Origin of the sequence: Arenibacter arenosicollis, assembly GCF_014397245.1 — a bacterium.
Taxonomy (GTDB): Bacteria; Bacteroidota; Bacteroidia; order Flavobacteriales; family Flavobacteriaceae; genus Arenibacter; species Arenibacter arenosicollis.
This window is the reverse complement of the sequence record NZ_JACLHY010000019.1, coordinates 82,076-105,157: the sequence shown is the minus strand read 5'-3', so window position 1 is coordinate 105,157 and position 23,082 is coordinate 82,076. Positions and strand designations below refer to the sequence as shown.

13 protein-coding genes are annotated in these 23,082 nt (G+C 37.2%); 9 read left to right on the top strand and 4 right to left on the bottom strand.

What is annotated here, in order from left to right; genetic code table 11:
- From H4O18_RS22265 to H4O18_RS16380, 9 genes are all read left to right on the top strand, one after another.
- Positions 1–1,265: tyrosine-type recombinase/integrase (locus tag H4O18_RS22265; RefSeq protein ID WP_343065471.1), on the top strand; the 1,265-nt coding region annotated here is incomplete at its 5' end.
- Positions 1,266–1,634 (top strand): site-specific integrase, encoded by a 369-nt coding sequence (locus H4O18_RS22260; protein ID WP_246474346.1) that lies wholly within the window; start codon positions 1,266–1,268, stop codon positions 1,632–1,634. It begins immediately after the preceding gene.
- 7 nt (positions 1,635–1,641) lie between these two features.
- Positions 1,642–2,514, top strand: a complete 873-nt coding sequence (locus H4O18_RS16410) for a hypothetical protein (RefSeq protein WP_187586548.1) — start codon at positions 1,642–1,644, stop codon at positions 2,512–2,514.
- Positions 2,515–3,144: 630 nt separating this feature from the next.
- Positions 3,145–5,955: a hypothetical protein gene (locus H4O18_RS16405; RefSeq protein WP_187586546.1), complete on the top strand. Its 2,811-nt coding sequence runs from the start codon at positions 3,145–3,147 to the stop codon at positions 5,953–5,955.
- Positions 5,956–5,964: 9 nt separating this feature from the next.
- Positions 5,965–7,407 (top strand): hypothetical protein, encoded by a 1,443-nt coding sequence (locus H4O18_RS16400; RefSeq protein WP_187586544.1) that lies wholly within the window; start codon positions 5,965–5,967, stop codon positions 7,405–7,407.
- 300 nt (positions 7,408–7,707) lie between these two features.
- On the top strand, positions 7,708–8,016 hold the full coding sequence (locus H4O18_RS16395; RefSeq protein ID WP_187586542.1) for a hypothetical protein: 309 nt from the start codon (positions 7,708–7,710) through the stop codon (positions 8,014–8,016).
- Between the two features lie 571 nt (positions 8,017–8,587).
- On the top strand, positions 8,588–10,096 hold the full coding sequence (locus tag H4O18_RS16390; protein ID WP_187586540.1) for a DUF5677 domain-containing protein: 1,509 nt from the start codon (positions 8,588–8,590) through the stop codon (positions 10,094–10,096).
- 163 nt (positions 10,097–10,259) lie between these two features.
- Positions 10,260–12,899, top strand: coding sequence for a TrlF family AAA-like ATPase (locus H4O18_RS16385; RefSeq protein WP_187586538.1), 2,640 nt, complete (start codon positions 10,260–10,262; stop codon positions 12,897–12,899).
- A gap of 621 nt (positions 12,900–13,520) precedes the next feature.
- A complete protein-coding gene (locus H4O18_RS16380) occupies positions 13,521–15,107 on the top strand; it encodes a CehA/McbA family metallohydrolase (protein ID WP_187586536.1) in 1,587 nt (528 codons plus the stop codon).
- A 369-nt stretch (positions 15,108–15,476) separates the two neighbouring features.
- On the opposite strand, the gene H4O18_RS16375 is transcribed toward H4O18_RS16380, so the two are convergent.
- The 4 genes from H4O18_RS16375 to H4O18_RS16360 form a co-directional block, all read right to left on the bottom strand.
- Entirely contained in the window at positions 15,477–17,588 is a 2,112-nt protein-coding gene (locus H4O18_RS16375) for a c-type cytochrome domain-containing protein (RefSeq protein WP_187586534.1), read from the bottom strand.
- A 4-nt stretch (positions 17,589–17,592) separates the two neighbouring features.
- Positions 17,593–19,047, bottom strand: coding sequence for a DUF1501 domain-containing protein (locus tag H4O18_RS16370; RefSeq protein WP_187586532.1), 1,455 nt, complete (start codon positions 19,045–19,047; stop codon positions 17,593–17,595).
- Positions 19,048–19,070: 23 nt separating this feature from the next.
- Complete coding sequence (locus H4O18_RS16365) at positions 19,071–21,374, bottom strand: PSD1 and planctomycete cytochrome C domain-containing protein (protein ID WP_187586530.1); 2,304 nt, start codon at positions 21,372–21,374, stop codon at positions 19,071–19,073.
- A 182-nt stretch (positions 21,375–21,556) separates the two neighbouring features.
- Positions 21,557–23,077 carry a RagB/SusD family nutrient uptake outer membrane protein gene (locus H4O18_RS16360; RefSeq protein WP_187586528.1) on the bottom strand — a complete coding sequence of 507 codons (1,521 nt, stop codon included), beginning with the start codon at positions 23,075–23,077 and terminating at the stop codon, positions 21,557–21,559.
- Positions 23,078–23,082: the final 5 nt, after the last annotated feature.

Genomic DNA, 23,082 nt, shown 5'->3' with positions numbered 1-23,082 from the left:
CAAAATGGGTTGTTAATACTTCTGGCAGTATAAACTTTAATAGGTCCAATGATAATTCCAATGCGATCGTTTTTCCGCAAAGATCTTATTCTATTTTCAATTCACACACAACTTTTGGGATTGATCCAAAAGTACACGCAAACGTACACGTTTTCAACATGAAATTGAAGTATTCCGAACCCAAGATCTATACCGGCGGGGTAGATATTCATCAATGGTCAAAACTCTCTAAGAAAGCAAAAAAAGCAGCTCTGGACAAAGATTGGTACGTCTACTTTTCCTTTCGGGACCCCGAAACTGGAATCTTGAAAAGACAGACCAACATCAAGGCCGGTGCCAACAGCTACAAGGAGATGAGGAAAAGGATAGCGCACCTAAGGACCATACAAAGAAATCTTTTCCTATTGCTCGAGGCCGGATTTGATCCCTATGGTGACAATACCGAACTGGAAATGGCCTTTATGGGCAATTCACCAAGTACCAAGACCAAGGAAGGACCAGCTCCAGTAAAAACCACGGAACCCGTACCTCTCGCGCAACCCATTAGACCTGTAGTACCTATACCGTCCACTCCGGACTTTCTAAAGAAACAACCACTTCCAACACCACCAACCCCACCAGCACCAACACCACCAACCCCACCAGTTACAACAGTCCCAGCTGCTACACCCCTTCCACCAGTCCCGACCACAACAGAAATCGAATCAGAAATTGTTACCTTAAAAGAAGCTTTCGAGTTGGCCTTAAATACCAAACGAAACGCTCTAAATGACAATTCCTACATAAAATACAAGAGCAGAATAAACAGATTTCTTAAATGGCTGCAAGATAACTCGTTGGCGGACGGCCCTATACTGGACATCAAAAAGAAGACCGTCATCCTCTATTTGAACGAAGTCCTGGACAATTCCAGTGCCAGAAACCGCAACAATACCCGGACCGCTCTTAGTTCCCTTTTCCAGGTTTTGGAGAACAATGAGATCATCACAGAAAATTTTATAAAGAAAATAAACGTATTGAAGTCCACCCCCACTAGGAACAAGACCTATACACCATCCATGGAAAGGGAAATTGATACCCATCTTAAGGAAAAGGATCCCTTGCTCCGGCTATTCATTCAGTTTATTTGCTTTAATTTTTTAAGGCCCATAGAGGTTTGCCGATTGAAGATCCAAGATTTGGACCTACAGGATGGCAAAATCTACGTAAAGGCCAAGAACAGTCCTGTAAAGATCAAGATCATACCTGAAATACTCTTGAAGTAATTGCCCGATCTATCCAAAAAGCACAAGGATCATTTTCTATTTACACCACAGGGAATCGGTGGGGAATGGACGGCCTCCGAAAACGATAAAAGGAACTATTTCTCCAATCGATTTAAGAAAGTGAAGGACCATTTTGGATTGGGAACAGATTATGGACTGTACAGCTTTAGACATACCTTCATTACCAAATTGTATAGGGAAATGGCCAAGAACGAAAGCCCGATGGTGGTAAAGAGCAAACTAATGTTGATCACAGGCCACAGTACGATCACTGCATTGGATAAATATTTGAGGGACATAGACGCGGCACTACCTGATGACTATTCCCATTTATTCGATTCAACAAACAAGGACAAAGACAAAACCTAATCCACGCATGGGCACTATGAAATATTTTGGCATATTCAAAAAGGTAGACCTTAATGCTTTGACCGAACCTAAAAGAAAGCAACTGCTGGTAAAAAAAGGCATATGGGAAACGCGGTTCAGAATTAACCTACCCAGAGATGGAAAAATGAGCTTGGTAAGTGCCACGGCCGACAATGAAGTAATCTATGTTTCTGAAATTGTACAGGAGGAACTCTATGGGTTTATACTAAAAACCTACCAAGAGGAAATTGCCGTAAACTTCCAGGATTTCTATTACCGTTTCAATGGAGCCATATATGGGCTGGAACCTGGGGAAATAAAAAAATTGGCGTTATTACAGTTTACCTTTAACTTCAAAAAAGCATTTGACCTTGCCGTGGATTTTACGCGTACGGAAGAAAGGGCCCCGGGAATCCAGAAGGTTGAAAATATGCCCAAATTGGAATTGATGGAAGCCAAACAGAATGCCCTAAAAAGCAATTTGGCGGAGTCAGACAAGTTGTTAGAGTTTCTGATGGGCCATGAAGCCTATTTTAAATCCGAAGCGGTCTTGGACAGCCCCATAATATCTAGTCTCATAGATTTTGAAACGGCCTTCAGAATTTTAAAGGCCCTCAACTTTGAATACAACTTTGAGACCCCTAGTAAATTAACCCCGGAAAAACCTGTTGTTCAAGTTGATGAAGAGAAACCCCTTCCAGAAGATAATGTACCGAATGTAAATGCCAAAGAACCGAAAGCTGATCTTACGGAAGAAACACCTATTCCAAACGACATAACGTATGAGGTAAATATTAAAAAGCCCAAAGCGGAACCTGTATTCTCCGATGATGATGCATTAGCCTATTTGATGGCCAAGGTCTTTAGTAAAAAGAGATAGTATTAACATCAACTTCTACCATAAAATAGAAGTGGTTATACTGTGGTTGATCTATGGTTAAAAAACGTGGTTATGAAGTGGTTAAAAGTTAGTTACTCAATGGCTAACATCACAACTAGAATCGTATAACGCTATTTTTAAAGTAGTTACACTTCAGTTAAGTGTGATTGTTATTACAATGGCCTTGTGGTTAAACAATGGTTATGTTGTGGTTAAGAGTGGTAGGATTTTTTGCATTTTAATAGTGGATTAATTGGTCAATTAATTACTTTATGTTTCAGATGAATGTAGATTCCTAACAAATCCAAAATGTATTTCAACGGTTATTTTTGAATTTTATTGATTAAGCGAAAATAAATTCTGATATTAGCTATGTTAGATGTTCGTTTACAAACATTTAGTCGCAATATTCTCCCCTATTTACACTAGCAAAATTTTATAAAATTAATAAGATTCTAAATACGTTAAATTGTATTAGTATCTGAAGTGCGCACTTTTAAAATTGTGTTATACATAGATATACAACAGTTACAAGTTAATCTATCTGTATGTTCCTATCATTTTACCCCGAACTCCCCAACACAATTTAGCCTAGACTTAAACTAATCAAGTAACTAAAAACACACTGTTATGGAGGAAATTACTCGGTTTTTACAAATTAGATCCGTTCAAAAAATGGCAGATGAAAACAAATCTGCTCTTGGATTGCCAATATTTCCGAATGTCGAATTAACTGAATTTGCTGACAAATTAAAAAAGGCTGGCTGCAATAAACAGGAGTATAGTGAGCGTATTGAGAGATATAAGATAGATCCAAATTCAACATATATCAGAGATCTTCCATCTATAAATCCTATTATCCTAAAAATTTCGCAATGGATTGATTATAAATCAAAACCAATTGGAGGCCAAGATTTTAAAGATTTTTTTGAATCTTTTTTTGAAAACCATAAAAGTGAAATTTTAAAAATGGACTTTGAAAAAGAATTGGAAATATTAGGCGATAATTTTCTTGTTTCAATTCATGATCATTTAGTCGCCATAAATTATCATATAGATTTCACCTTACTCATTAAATCACTCTACGTTATAAAAAAAAGTATCGATAAACAAAATCATGTTAACATTTTAAAAGGCAATGAGTGGCTGAATAAAATCGTAAATGCTCCACTGTTGGTACCAGAGGGATTATTAAATTATAATTGCAGTGCAGAGAAATTGGTAAAAATTCCCAAGGTGCCGGAAAGGTTAACGGAAGAAAATGTAAAGTGTGAATGCAAGTGTAATGAAACCTGTGAATCTCCAAGTAGTCATTGGACTGTGCTACACCCATATGTTGCCGATCTTCTCATTGTTAAGGAAGAGTTGCTGCGTTATGAAGAAAGTGATGTGGCATCTATTGAAAATATTCTTGCAGGAGAAAGTTTGAAAAGAATTCATAGAAATGTTCTAAAAACTGAAGACATTAATGAAGAAGAAAATGAATCAATATCAATAGAAGAAAAAGATCATCAAGTAAGTGAAAAATTTGCTCTTCAAAATGAGGTTTCTAAAACGATTCAAGCTTCTTTAAGCGGAGATGCTGGTATTACGGCGACAATGAAATATGGCCCAACAACCACAATTACCGCACATGCAAATATTGCCGGTAACTTTTCAAAATCCCAATCCAATTCTAGTGCACGCTCCTATGCTAAAGATCTGATAGATAGATCTGTTTCTAAAATGGAGGAAAAAGTAAGAAGACTACAAATTTCAAAGATCGTTCAGGAAATAAAGGATAAAAACACTCATTCAATTGATAATACAAAAGGGGAACATAGAGCAGGAATATTCTACTGGGTAAACAAAATTACAAAAGCGCAGATATATAATTTGGAAAAACACCTTATGTTTGACATAGTTATTCCAGAACCAGCCTCAATATACAAGAAGCTTATAACTGAAAAAAATAAAATTACTAAAAAGAAATTTGAACCTCCTGTAAAACCTAATTTGACTCCTGCTAGTATCAAAAGGGCTACATACGGTAATTTGCTAAATGAATATGGTTTGGCTGGTTCTGAACCACCTCCTAATGAATTGATATGGCTTGAATTTTCCTTTCATAAAAATCTCTCTGAAAGTGACGCCAGTAAGCCTACTGGTTTTTCAGAGATTTTTCAATCTCCGCAGATTTCTGACGGCTACAAAGCAGTTTCATTAACATTTGATATTAGAGTCAGTACAGGTCACCCTAAGGGTACTGGTCCAAAGGATGAGGTTGCAGTTACGGCCAACATATGTAATAAATGTATATTCAGCGAATCTATGAATGAGCATCTAAACAATAATCAGTCGAACAAAAATTGGTCTAAGTCAGATACTATTGCTTTGAATGGTGAAGAAGGCATTCTTACAATGGCAATTTCCGGTTTTAGTTCGCTACCTCTATCAATAAGTGGTGGTGCTACAATAAAGTGTGAATTATCTCCGGAAGGTTACGATAGATGGAAACATAAGATTTACAATCTCATCATGGATAATTATATGGTTCAACTACAAACCTATAATGCCAGTTTATCACAGGATCAGGAAATTTTACATCAGATTAAGGGAAATAATCCATTCCTAAATCGAGAAACTGAAAAAAATGAATTAAAACGAAATATTATCGCCATCTTATTAAATAATTATTTTAATGGAATCGGTTCAATTCTGGAAAGGACAGCACCATGCGGATATCCGGAAATCGATTTTAGAAAACTTGAGCAAGACGCCCCGGTAATTCAATTTTTTGAGCAGGTTTTTGAATGGAACTATCTTACTTATTTGTTCTATCACAGTATGTGGGCTCGTAAGTGCAAATGGCCTGATTTAATCAATGAAGATTCTGGAGATCCGCTCTTTGATAAATTCCTTATGGCAGGTGCTTGTAGGGTACAGGTACCTGTCAGGCTCGGTATGGAAGAAATATTCTTATGGTATTTGAAAACCCGCCAAATCTGGGGTGCAAGCGGAATTCCTCCCATCTCAGGAGACATTGAATACGTTTCCATGATACAAGAAATCATTGAATCTCGTCAAGGCGATTATTCTATTCGAGAAGGATTCATTAAGGCCACTCAGGGCAATGAAATAATCAGGTTAACGGAAAGCAAATATTATTGGGATGTCTTTAATAACGTATTAAATGCCTTAAACTTAGAAAATGACATTGACAGGGAGATATTAATCAATTACAAAATATATCGAATTGTAAAAGTAGAGCAGGTAAACGTGGCTGATACAGATATTTGGGATATAACTTTGGATAGAGCCTATCTTGATCCTACAGCAAATTCCCTTAAACACGCAGTGGGAGCTCTATACGTAGGTGCACCATGGGAAGTAAAGATTCCTACAAAACTTGTATACTTGAGAAATTCTCAAGATAAATTACCCCACTACCCACTGTTATAACAATAAATTATGAGTAACGGTACTGATGGATATAGCGCATATCAAACCCCCCCCAAGCTTTATGGTCCTCCAACACAAGCAAAACCCATACAGAAACCCGCGACCATACCTGATCCTGAAGGATACATTGAACCAAGTGCTGAATACGACAAAACCTATTTGATGCTCGGTGAATTCTTAACCGGACTTTTAACGACTAATCTAAGATACCCCACTGTTCAAAGAGCAAACTGGTCTAGGGAACTTCAAAAAATTTTAGTATCTATTGGAGCTCCAGGATATCGCAACGATGTTGAGCTTGCAGAAATACAAAAAGCAATTCTTGAGCTAAAACAAGCATTTCTGAAAGATTACGAAGAGGCAGTGGATTATTTTCATAATCTAGTTGAAGAATATGAATTAGAAGTTGCTGATTTAGAATTGAGTGTCCTTTTTAGTGATGTTTATGTTTTGCAAGTTCTTAAAAAGGAATTTGAGAAACTAGATGTAAGAGCACTCAATTGTGGTTCATTTTTGATTCAGGAAGATTTAATTGAATTTGATGCTGTCCTAGCAAAAGAGCAGCACATTATTCAGGGAGAGAGATTGGCGGCTAAGGAATGGCAAAAAATTAAAGCTGCTGAGGAAGATATTTTAGGTATCATGAACGAGGAAGAATTAGAAAAGCCAACTATTGCAGGTACAGCCTGGCAAATTGTGGGTTGGGATAGTCCAGGAGATTTTGCATCTGATGTTTTACTAACAATTTTTACAGCAGGTATTGGTAAAGGTGTGAAAACAGCAGTAAAAGTAAAACGAGCCAAAAGAAAACTTGATAAAATTAAAAAACTTGCGGAATTTCGTAAAGCCAGAAAAATTCAAAGAATTTCCCGGATTAAAATTGGATTAGAGTCAGCCATTACATCATTAAGGGGAATATATAAAATAAACGTATCTGATGTTGTAAAATGGTCCAAAAAGGAATGGTTACAAGTAGGACAAAAATATGTCTCAGATGAGTTAGGTGAAAAGCTAGGTGGGAGTGATCTAGAAGCGAATAAGAATATTTTGGAACGATTAAGTGCAGAAAAAGTAAAAGCGTATGTTATTTATGTAATAAAGGCGGATTCAAAGAGAGAAAAAAAATTGATGCGTCTATTCTTAGCACTGAAAATCGCAAAGAAATCAGAAACAGCAGATAGGTTTCTCAATGAATATCTTAAACAAAATTTTAAAAGAAGGCTTTTAGGGAACTTTGTTTACTATGGTATAAAATACAAATCTGAAGGTAAAGAAGTCTTTTCACCCGATTTCGTACATTCGATTACTACAAATACAATTAGTGAAATGACCCAGGATTTAGTAAGCAATGTTTATAATCTTGGGAAACTAACAGAATTTTTGCTAGAAGTTGGAAGAAAAAGTATTCAAACGGCAGTAACAAATTGGCTTAAATACGACCTATCTCAATGATTCCTTCTTTCAAAAAATAAATCATAAATATTTAACCTTAACTTCTACGTTTAAACACCTACTGTGATCAACAGCATGTATTCCAAGACCTCTCGCACCGCACCTACCCATGCTTTCCCTGAACTATTTGCGGACCCAACCTGCCGGGACCTACTTGCCTTTCCAACCCTCAGAGCCGAACACATTGCCCGTGACTTCCATGGCATCCGCAGCGGTCCTGCCATCTGCCAACGCCCCTATTATCCTTTAAATCAATGACCCTTGGAAACCCGATGCTCAAAAATATGCCAATTGCAATTAATGGAAGGCAAACAGAATGCACTGAAAAGCAATCTAGCAGATTCCGACATGCTATTTGAATTCTTAATGGGCAATGTAGGGTATTTTGATTCCCAGCTTGCCGTGGACAATCCCCTATTGAAATCCATCATTGCATTTGAAACAGGTTTTAGGATTTTGACCAATCTCAACTTTGAATACCATTTTGAAGAAATTAGAAAACCATCCACCCCAATTCTCGAAGAAATAATACCTATTCCAAAAGAGAAACCAATGCTTTCCGATCAGGATGCCGTGGAATATTTTTTGGCGAATGTCTTCAATAAATAACAGTAACTAGAGCATAAACTTCTACAGGGTGAAGCTGTGGTGCACCCTATGGTGATAGGCGGTGTGGTGCTCTTGTGGTTAAACCATGGTTTAAGTATTAATAAAAAACAATAAATTACTGATTTACACAGTGTTACCTCGTGGTATTTTTGCGGGCGTTAAGGTGCACCTGTGCACCACAGGTGGTGAAATTATTAAGGCCGCACTGCATATACTTCCATAAAATGATTCTTATATTTATCCTTTTCCTATTTCATAGAGAATGCAACTTCTTAGCCAATCAAAAAAAATACCGTTCAACGGATATAATCTAATTTTTATCGATTAAGCAAATACAAAAACCAATATTTGCTAACTTAGAAGGTTAATAGCAAATACTTGGTTGTAGTACTCCCCCCTCTTTACACCAGCAAAAATTTTATTGGATTAATAGGATTTATAAGTCAAATAAATGTATTTAGGTCCGGCCTAGTTGCTTTATAGTTTGCTATAAGTGGTAAATCATCAATGATGATATCCAATTGTTGGCAGTAATGCTGACCAAACTAAAACTGAAAATTGAACTTTAAATATGTCGGCTAAAAAAAGAAGAGGAAGAGTCAGACAAACAAGGACTGAATTCCAAAAAGCATTTGACCCTTATCCTGGAATGATACAACCTTTTTCTTGGTCAGATAGATTACCCGAAGTTCTTCATATCTCAATGGCACTTACAGATTTTGATTTTGACACAGTAAAAGCTGATTTCAAAATCATAGCCGATTTTGTAAATGATAAAGTTAAATGTAAACGAAGATTCCATTTTAATCTTTCTCATACCATTGAGTTAATAAAAAAGGACACAACTATTCTCGATGCGATATTTAAAACTTGCATTAAATCAGCATTTAAACAACTTCTTCCATTTTATTCAGAATTATTTGATTTCCAGATAAATTTTGAATTTAAACCAAATGGAAGAACATTGTTTCTAGGTTATAAAAATATTTTGAATGGGCGTTCAGATATATCAATTTTGTGCAAATACATTATGATTCAGTATGACCAAATTGGTAGAGAAGACCCTTTTGGTTTATTCAATTGGCAAACTACAGAAGAAATACTTCAACCAATGAATGTTTCGCGAGTTATGTCGATGTTTCCACCTTCAATTGGACAATCAGAGAATTTTGATATAGAATTCTGCGAGTATATTTGGTCGTATAACTATGTAAAATCACCACTTGTGCCTAAACCAGACGATAGTAAAACAGAAGAAGAACATTTCGCTGAAATGCAAATAGGAGAATTCACCGAAGAATTCAAAGAATTATATGCTGAATTCAAGAAGATAAATATGCTTGCGGTTTTTCATACTTTCATTGCAGAAGTAAATATGGGATTTGTAGCTAGAATTTCAAATTTGACATTAGAAGTAGTAGATTTTGTTAAACAGCATAAAGGCGAAATTGCGGAATTGGTATTTCGTACAACTTTGGAAACTTTTATTGTAGCAAATTGGTTGGTTAAAAGGCAGGACATTAAACTTCACAAAAGGTTTAGGGATTTTAGTACTGGTCGAGATAGGTTTTTTGGACAAAAAATTCTTGAACAAGCGGATGACGAAGCTATGAAAGAGGGAGCAAAAAAATTGATAAGTGATGCGATAAAAGAAGCTGGAGTTAGAGATATAGAAGTAGCAACGGAACGTGGCGATATTTTCGAGTTAAGAATAGACCAAATGGCTGAAGAAGTTTGGGGAAAGGACAATCAATACTATTTTCTTTATAAACGGTCATCTGGAGTTACACACGGACAATGGCGAGTTATTGCCAAATATCATTTAGCAAAAAGTCATAATCCTATGCACAATGGATTATATTGGTATAATGAAAATCCAAATAAATTTGCTGGTTTGATTCCCGCATTTTGTTGTTTACCAATGGCTACGAATTTTTTAATTACAATGCTAAACAGCTTGGGAACAGATGAATATGACGAATTGATTAGAAAACTTTCTGATTTAGAAGATAGAATTTGGAAACAATATATGATTTACAATGACAAATATGTTTTTCCTAAAAAGCCTAAAACTGAATAACCACGTACTGCCAAAAACGTATATAAAAAATAGCGGTTTCGGTGCTTAAAGGAAAGATTAATAATAAAACTAAGGTTTGTTATTATCTGAAAAGTTAGCGGGTAAAAATCCCCTACTTTTCATATACCAGACCGTTGTAAAGCATTAGCAAAACAAAATTATTATGGATTTTAAAAGAGGCTCTGAATGGAGAATATGGGATTTACACGTTCATAGTCCTGCTTCAGGTTTTGGAACTGAAGGTGATTATCCAAATTTCATTTCTAATTTAAAAAACTCAATAGCGGATGTTATTGGTATTAATGACTATTCGACTATTGAGGGATACTCAAAAATCATAGAATTAGGTGGTGTTGAAGGAAAGGTTCTATTTCCAGTTGTAGAATTTAGGATGAACAATAAAATTAACCACAAATCCTCTTCGGCTACAGATGGTGGTGTAAGTATTAATTTTCATATAATCTTCGACAATCAACTCACTATTAAACAAATTAATACTGAAATTAACTCTTTAGAATGTTTTTATGAAGGCGGAAAACTTACAAAACTTGGTCATGCAGAAAGTGATAAGCTAAATGAACTTTCATTTGATTTCTTTAAAACTATCAAAGTACTAGAAGAATCAGATATTCTTAAAGGGAAGTTTTTAGTTTGGATACCATATGACGAATATGGTGGAATTGATAATATTGACCCTGTTAATGATGCATATTTCAAACTCGGAATAATAAATAAAGCACATGTTTTAGGCTCAGGCAACAAAAAACAGACTCAATTTTTTCATAGTGAGAGATGTTTGAAAGAAGTTGGCAAAAATATACCTTGTATAAAAGGAAGCGATTCGCACCAATTAGACTACCCATTTGGTAAATTAAAAGACAAAGAATCAAATGCAATAGAAAAATACTGCTGGATCAAGGCTGACTTAACTTTCGGAGGACTTAAGCAAATAGTTTTTGAACCAATCGAACGAGTTAAAATTCAAAAGGAAAATCCACAGTATGATTTTGATAAACCAGTATTTGAGTCTATTAAAATTGTATCTAATTCCAAAGTTATAGACTCAGATAATTCTAAATTGGAATTTATTCCCACTGTGATTCCATTAAACAGAAATTTAGTTTCAATAATAGGTGGCAGAGGTCAAGGAAAATCTATGTTGATTAATTATGTAGCAAATGCCTTTAATAAAGAGATTGACGAAAAACTACAAAGCAAATTATTACTTAATGAAGATGTTATAATTTATTGGAAACAATCAAATGAATCGACCCTAAAAGAGTTTAAATTATATAAAAGAACTGAGTTACCCTTTACATTTATTTATCAAAGCAAAATTAAAGAGATAGCTGATGACCAAGAAAAGCTCAAAGAAGAAATTATTGAGATTCTAAAGGGTGCAGGATACAAAAAACCAATCGAGAAATTTGATGAATTAGATATCAAGGAAAAGTTCCAAAACTACTGGAATCTTAAAGACTGGCTAAATAAAAAAGATGAAGATCACAACCTAATAAATGACATAGAATCGTCCAATAAAAAAATTGATTCCATTAAGGAAAATATTGCCTTAGCAACTGACAGAGATAGCAAAGATTTATTGGATAAGTACATTCAAAATTTAGCCAATATCGAAATTTCAAAAGGAAAAATCTCCAAACTGAATAAGGTCAAAATAAAATTAGAGGAATTTGAGCAAGAGACCAATCCATTGTTAAAAGAACTAAGTCTGTCTGAGATAAGTTTTAAGACACAAAATGTCGAGATTGAAAAATTAGTTAGCTCAGAAAATAATAAAATAGAAGCTTTAACTCTCGAAAATATTCAGATAAGAGAAAATAACTTTAAAGACTTTAAAGGTGATTTAACTCAACTATTAAATAATCTAGAAAATTATAGGAATGAAATAGTTCGTATAGAAGCTCACATTGCTAACATTCGAGATAAAGAACTTGAATTATCTATTGTAAAAAGACAACTAAATGAAGTAATTAAAAGCTTTTATGACGCTTTATTGTTAGAGGCTAAATCAATTAATGACACTTGGGAGAAAAACATATTTGATAACCCTAATAGAGGTGAAAAAGAAAACCTTTTAATAAGAAATATTCTAGACAAAAGAGACATAAAGATTGAAAGCGAAATATTTTTCAATGTAAATCAATTTCTTGCGAGTGCAGGAAAATATATTGATGGACGAGTTGTCAAATCCAAATTTGATAAAATTAAAGAAATACTTGTATTAGGTGATAATATGGCACAAAGTGTTTTGGACTTTACTATTGAAAAGATTGAAGAAATTAGGAATGATAACGAAGGTGTTTTTTGGAATGGCATTGAGAATGACATTGCCAATGCCTTTTTAGACAAGCAAATTAGAGATAAGTATATTCAAGTAAGACCTAAAATCACAATAAAAGGTGATGAGTTGGATGATTTATCCGCTGGTCAAAAAGGCACTATATACTTATGCTTGAAACTAGCCACTCAAACTTTTAGTGGTCCATTGGTTTATGACCAACCAGAAGATGATTTAGATAATGAATTTATTAATGAAGAACTGATACAGTTATTTTCTGAAATCAAAGAATTTAGACAAGTAATAATTGTATCCCATAATGCTAATTTGGTTGTCAATTCAGACTCCGAACAAATAATTATTGCAAAGAATGAACTTGGTGGTTTGACATATGAATCTGGTTCTCTTGAAAATGATTTAATAAATAATGGGATTTGTAGAATACTAGAAGGAGGTTCAGTCGCTTTTGAAAAGAGACGAAATAAATATAATAATGTGAATTAAAAACGCTTTACAACACTGTATCCTATGAAAAGCCCTAGTCTAGTTCCAAAAGCTTAATATTTTGTTTCGTATCCGTCTCTAATTTTCATTTTGAGGTGTTGAATTGCCGGCTTGTATGGAGTAATTTATTTCTTATTTAGCGTAGATGATATTTTAATCAGAATAGCAGGATTCTTTGTCGCACTATTTAACACGCCAAAGCTCCGTAAGTGCACCATAGGGTGAAACCTAAAACACCGTAGGGTGAATTAAAATTAACGTCAGATAATTAATAAAAAGCTACACAACTTAAGAGGGTTAAAGTAGGGTGCATCCTATGGTGATGGTGTGGTGAATTTCACTGGCTAAACTGTGGTTAATTAGGATTTTAATATAACATAATGACATTTAACACCTGGTTACTAAACATTTATGTAGCATCAAGACTATTTAAGTAGAGGGTGAGGGTGTGGTGCAGATGTGGTGTTTTTTTCACTTCTCCTTTGATTTAATGATATAAAAAAAGGAACAATGGCCGCGTAAGCGGTATAGTTTATTAGCTGCTTATAAATCTGGCCTATAAAAATTCAAGATGATATTTAATTGTTAACTTTAAAAAGGTCAATAGTTAAATCACCCAAAATGAACCCACTGAAATTAGTCCTTGTTTTTTTATGTTTCACCTTTTCGTTCCATTGTCTCTGCCAAAAAAGTACAACTTCCATTAAGGTTACGGTTAAGGATCAAAATACAGGAATGCCAACTCCGGTTCGAGTTAAAATCACCGATTCTTATGGATATGTGGCCGGCATCCCCAAGGAGGCCATTTCTATTATGTATGGAAGGGACGACAAAGCGGAACGCTACGGTTTTCAACCAGATAGCACCTACTATATTGATGGCCATTTTAATCTTGATCTGCGCCCTGGAAAATATAAAATTACCCTATCAAAAGGGTTTGAATATCTAGATCAGGCGCATACTATCGAAGTTAAGGAAAGTGGAGGCAACACTTTTAGTTTTGAGATGAAAAGGTGGGTTAAAATGTCAGATTTAGGTTGGTATTCCGCCGATGACCACATTCATATTCGCCGGTCTCCAAGGGAAAACCCACTAATTTTGAAATGGGTCGAAGCCGAAGGGCTAAATGTGGGGGTCTTACTTCAAATGGGAGATTTCTGGGCAACTTATTTTTCCCAATATGCATTTGGGGAAGATGGAACATATGGACAGAATGAAAGCTTGCTTTCTACTGGCCAGGAGGACCCAAGAACGCACCAAATTGGTCATACAATCGCCTTGGTAGCCGATGATTTTGTTCGGCAACAAAAAGACTATTACGAATACGATAAGATATTTGATAGGGTTCATGAATTGAACGGGATAACCGGGTATGCCCATCAAGGTATGTCCTTTAATGGCTCAAGGGGTATGACGTTAGATGTGCTAAGCGGCAAAGTGGACTTTCTTGAACTGCTCCAATTTTGTGTCAATGGGGGCCCTCTGCTAACCCAAAATTATTACCACTTTCTGGATTTGGGCTATAAACTTACGGCAACGGCAGGATCCGACTTTCCCTGGTGTGGCCTTGGTCCTTCATTTGGCACCGACGACCCAAGTTGGAATGCCCGAATTGGCAATGTCAGGTTTTATACTTGGATAGAGGGAAAATTTGAGTATGCATCTTGGAAGAAAAATCTAAAGGAAGGACACACCTTTGTCTCGTCCGGCCCTATGCTTGTTTTTAGTATCGATGATCATCTCCCAGGTGATGAAATTAAGCTATCGGCACCGCAAAAAGTCTCTATTAAGGCAAAAGCTTTAGGAAATAAAGACCAAATTCCACTTTCAAAGCTGGAGATAATATCCCATGGAAAAGTGTTGAAACAAATAACGCCCGATGGTGATGATCGATCTTTGGAAAACATGGAATTGAACTTTGATCTTGAAGTAGAAAAAGGGACTTGGATAGCCGCACGCTGTTATGCAGGCCCAAATCAAGTTGCCCATACTACACCTATTTATATTACTGTAAATGACGGTGGTTTTCACAACCCGGAAACATTCGATGACTACTTGACATTAAATGAAAAGTATCTGGATGAACTGGAAGCGGAGTTGGATCAACCCAACGATCGGGTAGATATGCGCGCTTGGTGGTATCGTGACCCGCTACAAAAAAGAATTGCCGAAACACGAAAAATCATTGAAACATTGAGAGAAAAATAGAAATCGGAATTAGAAAATGTACTTCAGGAGTTCTTATTAGATATGCTCAGAAATGAACTTTCAACGTAAACGTCAAACTGTTTGTAATAGCGTTAAATAATATTAAAAAAAATAAACCGGCATTGAATTCACAACACCGGTTTAAACTCAACTAACTCAATTAATGGGCAATGCTCCTAATTATGGATGCGGAATCCGCAATATTCAGAATTTGGTTAAAAGAATTAAACCCATTTTTTTATCTACTCCCTGACTACTAATGAGACTTTAAAATATCCACACTTCTTTGGAATCTTTGTAAACTTCCAGCGCTGTTGCCAGATAACATTAAAATAGACTCTTTTTTATGCCATATCCCTTTTAGGATTCCTAAAAGAAAAACAGTTGATTCACCCGCATGGTACTATCTGTATTTGGCTGCCCTACTATTTTAAAATACTTCATGGACGACTCGGGAAACTTTATATAGATTTCTTTCAACTTTTCCATGTTGAGCTCATTGGCAAGGGTCAACTTCCTCAATAAAATCCAATTCTCCTTATCGTTGGAAGACCAAATTTCAATATACTTCACTGACGATTTCTTAGCTCCATTCGGATTACCACAACTAAGGACCACTTCTTTTATTGTAGGATTGGATGTACTAAAATCAGCTATGGCTATGAGTGGTTTAATATTGAAGGAAGCCCAAAATTTTGAATAATAGTAGGTATTGGCATCATTTTTAGAATCATCGCTCAATATTTCTGCTGCCTCGCCAGTGTATGAACTTAAAATTCCAGGATGAACTACCTCGACTTTATCGGGAACAAACCCCTTATCATAAAATGTAAATGATGAAACTTCACTTGGTAACCAGTCGTCTTTGTATGCAATTGCCTTTACTGTTTTAGATCTTTCACCTTGTAAATCCAATGCAATTCCAGAATCATAAATTGCGGATTTTTCATTGGGTTCAGTTTCGTCCAAAGTATATCTAATACTCACTCCGTTCATTTTATGCCCTAAGGAAATTTGGTCTCCCGAACTTATGATGTTCTTCTCACCTATTAGGATTGGTGGTGTTAAGCCCAGTTTTACTTCCGGGTCCGGAATATAGCCTTCATTTATCGTTACGCGTGGCAATTCTTTGCTAAGCGCCACAATGTCGGCATCTCTAATTTGCGTGTTCCAAATAAATAATTCCTTTAAATTTTTTATATTCTTTAAATACTTTAGAGCCGCAATGTCAACGGCGGTGCCTGCCAAGGAAAGTGATTGTAATTTGACACTGGCCACAAGGGCAGCCAAAGCATCATTGGTAATCTCGGTAAAGTTTAGCACTAAATGCTCCAAATTTTTAAGTTCACCTACGAATTGCAAGGTCTGGTTATCAATAGGCAAATTGGCTAAATTTAAGTACACCACCTGCTCCTTAACTTTTACCAAATCGGTTAAAAACTCTGGCTTGTAGGCACTCTTGCCATAAATAGCAACCTCAATTGCTGGTGAACTGGGAGATTTTTGAACTACAGATCGATAAGGATTATTGAGTTCTTCTATTAGTCTGGTACCTGCAAAATCAAATGTATAAGATTCTTTTTCACTATCTCCTTTGAGCCATTTTTTAGTTATCAATTGCTTTAGGCTATCCTCCTTTTTTAATAGGGCATATGAAATTTCAGTATCCGCACCGTGCCTTATCCAGCTTTCTATCAGCTCAATTTCTTGTGCCGTCAATTGTGTCTTGCCATCAGGGGGCATGTGCTCTTCATCTTCCAAGGGCAGTGCCACTCGCTGCAGCAACAAACTTTTTTCAGGATTGTGCGCCAACCATACCTCGCCGTTCTCGCCCCCTCTTGCTATGGACTCAACATTTGTTAAATCTAAATCTCCCTTGTGTTTTTGCGGATTATGACAACTTGTACACTTCGCCGCTAAAATAGGTTCGACGTAAGCGGTATAAATAGGTGTATTTTCGTCAAATTCCTTTTTATTAAGGGCCGTAATCGGTTCCATTAAAAAATTACTTCCATGTGTCAACCCGGCGCCGAAATGTCCTCCAAAAACAACACCCACAAAGCTTGTATAAAGCAATATCCTGTACACTTTTTTGGATTGATACATCAAGACCAAAGCATATACTATAAAACTGATCGCAATTCCAATCCATTTATGTAACGACATAAGTTCCGACTCATATCCTTCCAAGGATAGCACTAGGCCCATAATCGTTGCCAGTACCGTAGTAAGCGAGGTCAGCAGTAATAGAAAATAGTTTATCTTTTCAAAAGAAATGGGGTCTATATGTTTTCTAAACAGATTTAGCAATACCAGAAGCGCAATAAAAGCTACAGGAAAATGCAACACCAAAGGATGCATTCTACCTAAGGGTTGTAGCCAAAAGGGAATTTCTAAATAACTTTCGAAAACCACTAAAAAGGCCAAAAATATATGCAGAAAGAACAGTACGTTCAAAAAAAAGGGAATCGGTCTTTTCATAGTTTTATGCCAAAAGATCTTTTACTACATTGCCATGAACATCGGTCAAGCGGAACCTTCGCCCTAAATGTTTATAGGTCATCTTTTCATGATCTAGACCCATTAAGTGCATAATAGTAGCATGTAAATCGTGAATGTGCACTGGGTTTTCAGTAATATTATATCCCAATTCATCGGTTTTACCATAAGAGATCCCCGCTTTTACACCGCCACCAGCTACAAAAATACTGAAGCATCTTGGATGATGATCCCTACCATAATTATCCTTGGTCAATTTTCCTTGGCAGTAATTTGTTCTACCAAATTCCCCGCTCCAAATGACAAGGGTCTCATCTAATAGTCCCCTTTGTTTTAAATCGGTAATCAATGCTGCCGAAGCCATATCTACATCTTTGGCCTGACCTTGCATTTCACCCACCAAATTTGAATGCTGGTCCCAACCCTGGTGGTATAATTGCACAAAACGAACGCCCGATTCCGACAGCTTTCTAGCTAACAAACAGTTGGCGGCATAGGTGCCAGGAACCATGCAATCCGGGCCATACATCTTTTTAATATGGTCCGGTTCTTTGGACACGTCGGTAATCTCGGGAACGGCCGTTTGCATTCGAAATGCCATTTCATACTGTTTTATTTTTGCCGGGATTTCTGGATCTCCGAACTCATCATATCCCAGTTGGTTCAGGGAAGCCAAATTATCTAACATGGTTCTGCGTGTTTTCCTATCCATCCCATTAGGATTGTTCAAATACAAAATTGGGTCTTCGCTGGCACTTAATTGCACCCCTTGATGCGAACTATCCAAAAAGCCGTTGGACCATAGTTTTGAATATACTCCTTGTCCGTTGCCTTTTCCTTTTGACAACAATACACAATAGGCCGGCAAATTTTTATTTTCGCTGCCAAGGCCATAGCTGAACCAAGAGCCTATACTGGGTCTATTGCCTACCTGTGCCCCAGTCTGCATAAATGTTAGTGCGGGGTCATGGTTGATGGCATCGGTATGCATGCTCTTTATAACACAGATATCATCGGTAATCTTGGCTATGTTCGGGAACAGATCACTTACCCAGGTCCCGGAATTACCATATTGTTTAAATCCGAACTTTGAACCTACCAAGGGAAATGATTTTTGCCCAGCCGTCATACCTGTCAACTTTTGATCTCCTCTTACGGAGGGAGGAAGGTCCTGTCCGAACATATCATTCAATTTGGGCTTATAATCAAAACTCTCCAATTGGGATGGAGCGCCATTTTGAACCAATAGGATAATACGTTTCGCCTTAGCTGCAAAATGTTTTAAACCTAAGGGCAATTGGTCTTCAGCGACTTCTTTTCCAGATAACAAATCCGGCATCAATAAGGACCCCAAAGCCACGCCACCAAAGCCCAGTGCCATTTTACCCAAAAAATGCCTACGATTAGCGTTCAAGTGATGTTCAAAAATTTCCTTTTCCATAAGTTTTCCTATTTAAGTTTTGATCAACCTTTAACTATAGTTTCCTCCAGGTTATATATCGTGTGAATAATTTGCATAAGCGCGGCCACCTTAACGACATCCCTATCTTTGGCGGCCGGAAATTCCCCGACATCAATAAATGCTGCGGCCATTTCCGTTTCTTTTAAGAAGGCGGCTTCTTGTTCATGGTAGTAGCTCAGCAACATCTCTTTTTCTTCGGGTTTGATAGTTCTACATACAATTGTACCAAATGCCTTTTCAATTTTTGCTGCAACAGTACTTTCCTCCTGCATCAAATTTTCGGAAAGCACCCGAGCCGACTCCAAAATAGTGGGATCGTTTAGCGTTATCAAGGCTTGTAAGGGGGTCATTGTAGACTGTCTTTGCACCTCGCACTGATCACGTGTAGCGGCATCGAAAGTGAGCTGTACCGGAGGTAAAGTGGTACGCTTAATAAAAATATAGATGCCTCTGCGATATAAATCCTTACCGTGATCTTGCACATAGTTGGCCAAAACTCCCCTTCCTGAGCTGGCTGCTTCCCACAATCCGTCCGGTTGGTACACTCTTACACTTCGTCCACCGATTTCAGGATTTAACAAGCCACTGGTGGACAGAGCATGGTCACGTACCATTTCGGCATTAAAACGCAAGCGCGACATTCTTGACAGGTATTTATTATCCGGATCAATGGCCAGTTTTTCTTCGCTTACGACCGATGATTGTTTGTAAGTGGCTGACATGACAATTTTCTTAATCAACCGTTTCATGTCCCAACCGTTCTCCATGAAATCTGCCGACAACCAATTTAACAAGTGGACATTCGTAGGCAAATCGCCTTGCATTCCAAAATCGCCGGATGACCTTACGATGCCAGCACCGAAAATCTCTTGCCACATTCGGTTGACAAACACCCTACTGGTCAATGGGTTTTTAGGGTCGAACAGCCACTTTGACAAGCCAAAACGGTTGCGCTCATATACACTGTCATCAAAGGCTAAAACCGATTCTGGTGTCCGGGCCGTTACTTCTTCGCCCACATCATCATATATTCCCCTATTTAGAACGTGAGTAGTTCTAATATCCGGCTTTTCTTCAATGACCATTACGTCAACATCCTCCACTTCCTTTTTATTAATGAAAGGAAGTTTTTTCTCGACAACCTCGTCACTAATCGTTATTAGAGGAGGCTCCGCCAACACTTCGCCTATGCCTTTTGGCCTAAGGGGCATTCTATCGAAAAATGCAAATGTGCTGAAATAATCCTTATGGGAAATGGGATCATATTTATGGTCGTGACATTTTGCACATTCAAAAGTCAATCCCAAAAACGCCTTTCCAAAAGTATTGGTTCTATCGGTTACATTTTCAACCCTAAATTCTTCTTCAATAATGCCAGCTTCCTGATTTATTTTGTGGTTTCTATTAAAACCAGTGGCCAAAATTGTTTCCATATTTTTCTGTGGAACCAAATCGCCAGCCAATTGATAGGTTACAAATTTTTCATAGCTGTAATTTTGGTTAAACGCATGAATCACCCAATCCCGCCATGGCCACATGGTTCTTAATTGGTCATTTTGAAACCCATGGGAATCGGCGTATCGTGCAACATCCAACCAATGGCTTGCCATCTTTTCACCATACTGTTCGCTAGCCAATAGTTCATCGACAATTTTCTCATAGGCATCCTTGGCATCATCCTGTATAAATTTTTTCTGCATTTCTGGAATTGGGGGCAGTCCTGTAATATCTAAGGAAACTCTCTTTAACAGTCGCTCTTTATCCGCCGCTTCATTGGGGGTCAAACCTATATTCGACAATTTTTGCATTACGAAATAATCAATTTCATTATTTACCCAATCCGCATTTTTCAATTTGGGAAGTTCGGGTTTGTGAACTGCCACAAAGGCCCAATGAGGTTCATAGACTGCCCCTTGCTCGATCCACTTTTTTAAAACTTTGATTTCATAGGAAGACAATTTTACATTGGAGTCAAAAGGAGGCATTAACTCGGTACTGTCCTTTGCTGTGATTTTTTGATAGAGAACGGACTTTTCAAGGTTTTTGGGAACAATGGCAAATTCGTTATCCCTGTCCTTGAGTGCCTTATAGGCACCTTCAGGAGTGTCTAACCTCAAATCTTCGGCTCTCTTATTGACATCTGGCCCATGACAGGTAAAACATTTATCGGATAGTATGGGCCGAACATCAAAATTATAGTCCACAAACTCGGGAATTTTTTTTGATGGAATTGCTGCGTATTCACCTTCTTGTTTGCATGAAATTAAAACAGTGCAAAATAAAACAAGGTATAGTGTTTTCTTCATTTTGTAGTCATTTTGAAATTCTCATTTTGAGTCAATATTAACTTCTGCCATGCTTTGCCAATTTACAGGAACCCGTTAGAAATTTAAGTATGCTGACGATAGCCATGTATTCAAGGGCATAAATTAATTTCCCAATTACTATAAAAAGGTAATGCACTCTTTCAAGTGCATTACCACAATTATTAATACCCAGGATTTTGTTGCAAATTGGGATTTACGTCCATTTCAGATTGTGGAAATGGCCATAAATAATGTTTTGCTGGATTAAAAACACGCGGTGTTCCACTATCAGGTTCAACCAAGGTATTAAGATAGGTCTCGGCCAATTTCCATCGCTTGATATCTCCAAATCTTAGTCCTTCCAAAGCAAATTCGACCCTTCTCTCATTCCATATTCGGGCTCTCATTTCATCTTTTGTCAATCCGGCAGGGAGTGGTGGCATATCAATTCCCGGCCTTCCTCGCACTGCATTGACCGCATCATAAACCTCTGTTGTAGGCCCGCTAATTTCATTTGTTGCTTCTGCGAAATTCAACAATACTTCAGCATACCGAATCAATATCCAATCTTGTTCGCTTTTCGTGGAATAATCTACCGGCAGCTCCTCTACATCAGCTCCCTTGGTCGGCATAAGTCCTGTTGACGAAGGTGTATTATAGGCATAATCTACAACCTCTCCCGATGCCTTTATTGCCGGGTCATCAAAGGGTTTTAATGTAAATTCAAGCCTGGGATCACGGTTTGATTTAAAGTTATTAGGATCGTACAAAGGTGATGTTGAAATAGGAAGGCCATCTGTACACTCGAATGCATCCCTAAGTTCCGCGCGAGGATGCCAAGCTCCCCACCATTCTATTTGAATATCTTGTTGACTGGAATTATCAGGATTAAGATATCTGGTCGAAAACATTATTTCGGGATTGCCATCTTGCCCATATTTCAAAAACATGTTTTTAAAGTCATTGGAAAGGCTAAATTTTCCATCTGTCATTACCTGCTGAGCTGCAGCTGCAGCCCCCGACCAATCTTCTTGAAAAAGCAACACCCTTGATTTAAGCGCCAACGCAGAACCCTTTACGGCATGTCCAGAACTACTATAATCCGTATTGGGCAATTGGGCGATAGCAACATCTAAATCAGAAATGACTTGGTTAATTACCTCCGTCTTTGAACTTTGAGCTACTTTGGCCTCATCAATGTTTTCAAAAGGTTCGGTATAAAGCGGAACCCCTCCATAATAATCGGTCAACGTAAAATAAAACAAAGCCCTTAAGAACAGCACCTCTGCCTTATAAGTATTTATGGTACTGGCAGAAATAGGGGTCTTATCAATATTGGCCAAAAAATAATTACATGATGCAATTCCCTTATAACAATCGGTAAAGACTGATGAAATAAGCCCTCCTGATGTAGATTCTATAAGACCTAGAGCCATATTTTGTGCGTTCCCGTCGCCCCTGCTAACCTCCCCTCCAAGAACATCAAAACTCATGCTATGAAAATTGAATGTACTTGTATTCAACCTTGAATAACAACCGGCCAAAGCCATATCGGCATCATTCTGCGTATTCCAGAATGTAGGGCTGGAAATTTCCGTCAATGGATTTTTATCCAAAAAATCTTCCTCACATGAAAGGGTGAAAAGCGTTGATAAGACCATTATCGCACTTAAAACTTTGCCCTTAATTATATATATCTTCATAATAT

What these genes read in the sequence shown, in the direction of transcription:
- H4O18_RS16410 (WP_187586548.1), top strand. Translation starts at nt 1,642, where the DNA reads ATGGGCACTATGAAATATTTTGGCATATTCAAAAAGGTAGACCTTAAT.
- H4O18_RS16405 (WP_187586546.1), top strand. Translation starts at nt 3,145, where the DNA reads ATGGAGGAAATTACTCGGTTTTTACAAATTAGATCCGTTCAAAAAATG.
- H4O18_RS16400 (WP_187586544.1), top strand. Translation starts at nt 5,965, where the DNA reads ATGAGTAACGGTACTGATGGATATAGCGCATATCAAACCCCCCCCAAG.
- H4O18_RS16395 (WP_187586542.1), top strand. Translation starts at nt 7,708, where the DNA reads ATGGAAGGCAAACAGAATGCACTGAAAAGCAATCTAGCAGATTCCGAC.
- H4O18_RS16390 (WP_187586540.1), top strand. Translation starts at nt 8,588, where the DNA reads ATGTCGGCTAAAAAAAGAAGAGGAAGAGTCAGACAAACAAGGACTGAA.
- H4O18_RS16385 (WP_187586538.1), top strand. Translation starts at nt 10,260, where the DNA reads ATGGATTTTAAAAGAGGCTCTGAATGGAGAATATGGGATTTACACGTT.
- H4O18_RS16380 (WP_187586536.1), top strand. Translation starts at nt 13,521, where the DNA reads ATGAACCCACTGAAATTAGTCCTTGTTTTTTTATGTTTCACCTTTTCG.
- H4O18_RS16375 (WP_187586534.1), bottom strand. Translation starts at nt 17,588, where the DNA reads ATGAAAAGACCGATTCCCTTTTTTTTGAACGTACTGTTCTTTCTGCAT.
- H4O18_RS16370 (WP_187586532.1), bottom strand. Translation starts at nt 19,047, where the DNA reads ATGGAAAAGGAAATTTTTGAACATCACTTGAACGCTAATCGTAGGCAT.
- H4O18_RS16365 (WP_187586530.1), bottom strand. Translation starts at nt 21,374, where the DNA reads ATGAAGAAAACACTATACCTTGTTTTATTTTGCACTGTTTTAATTTCA.
- H4O18_RS16360 (WP_187586528.1), bottom strand. Translation starts at nt 23,077, where the DNA reads ATGAAGATATATATAATTAAGGGCAAAGTTTTAAGTGCGATAATGGTC.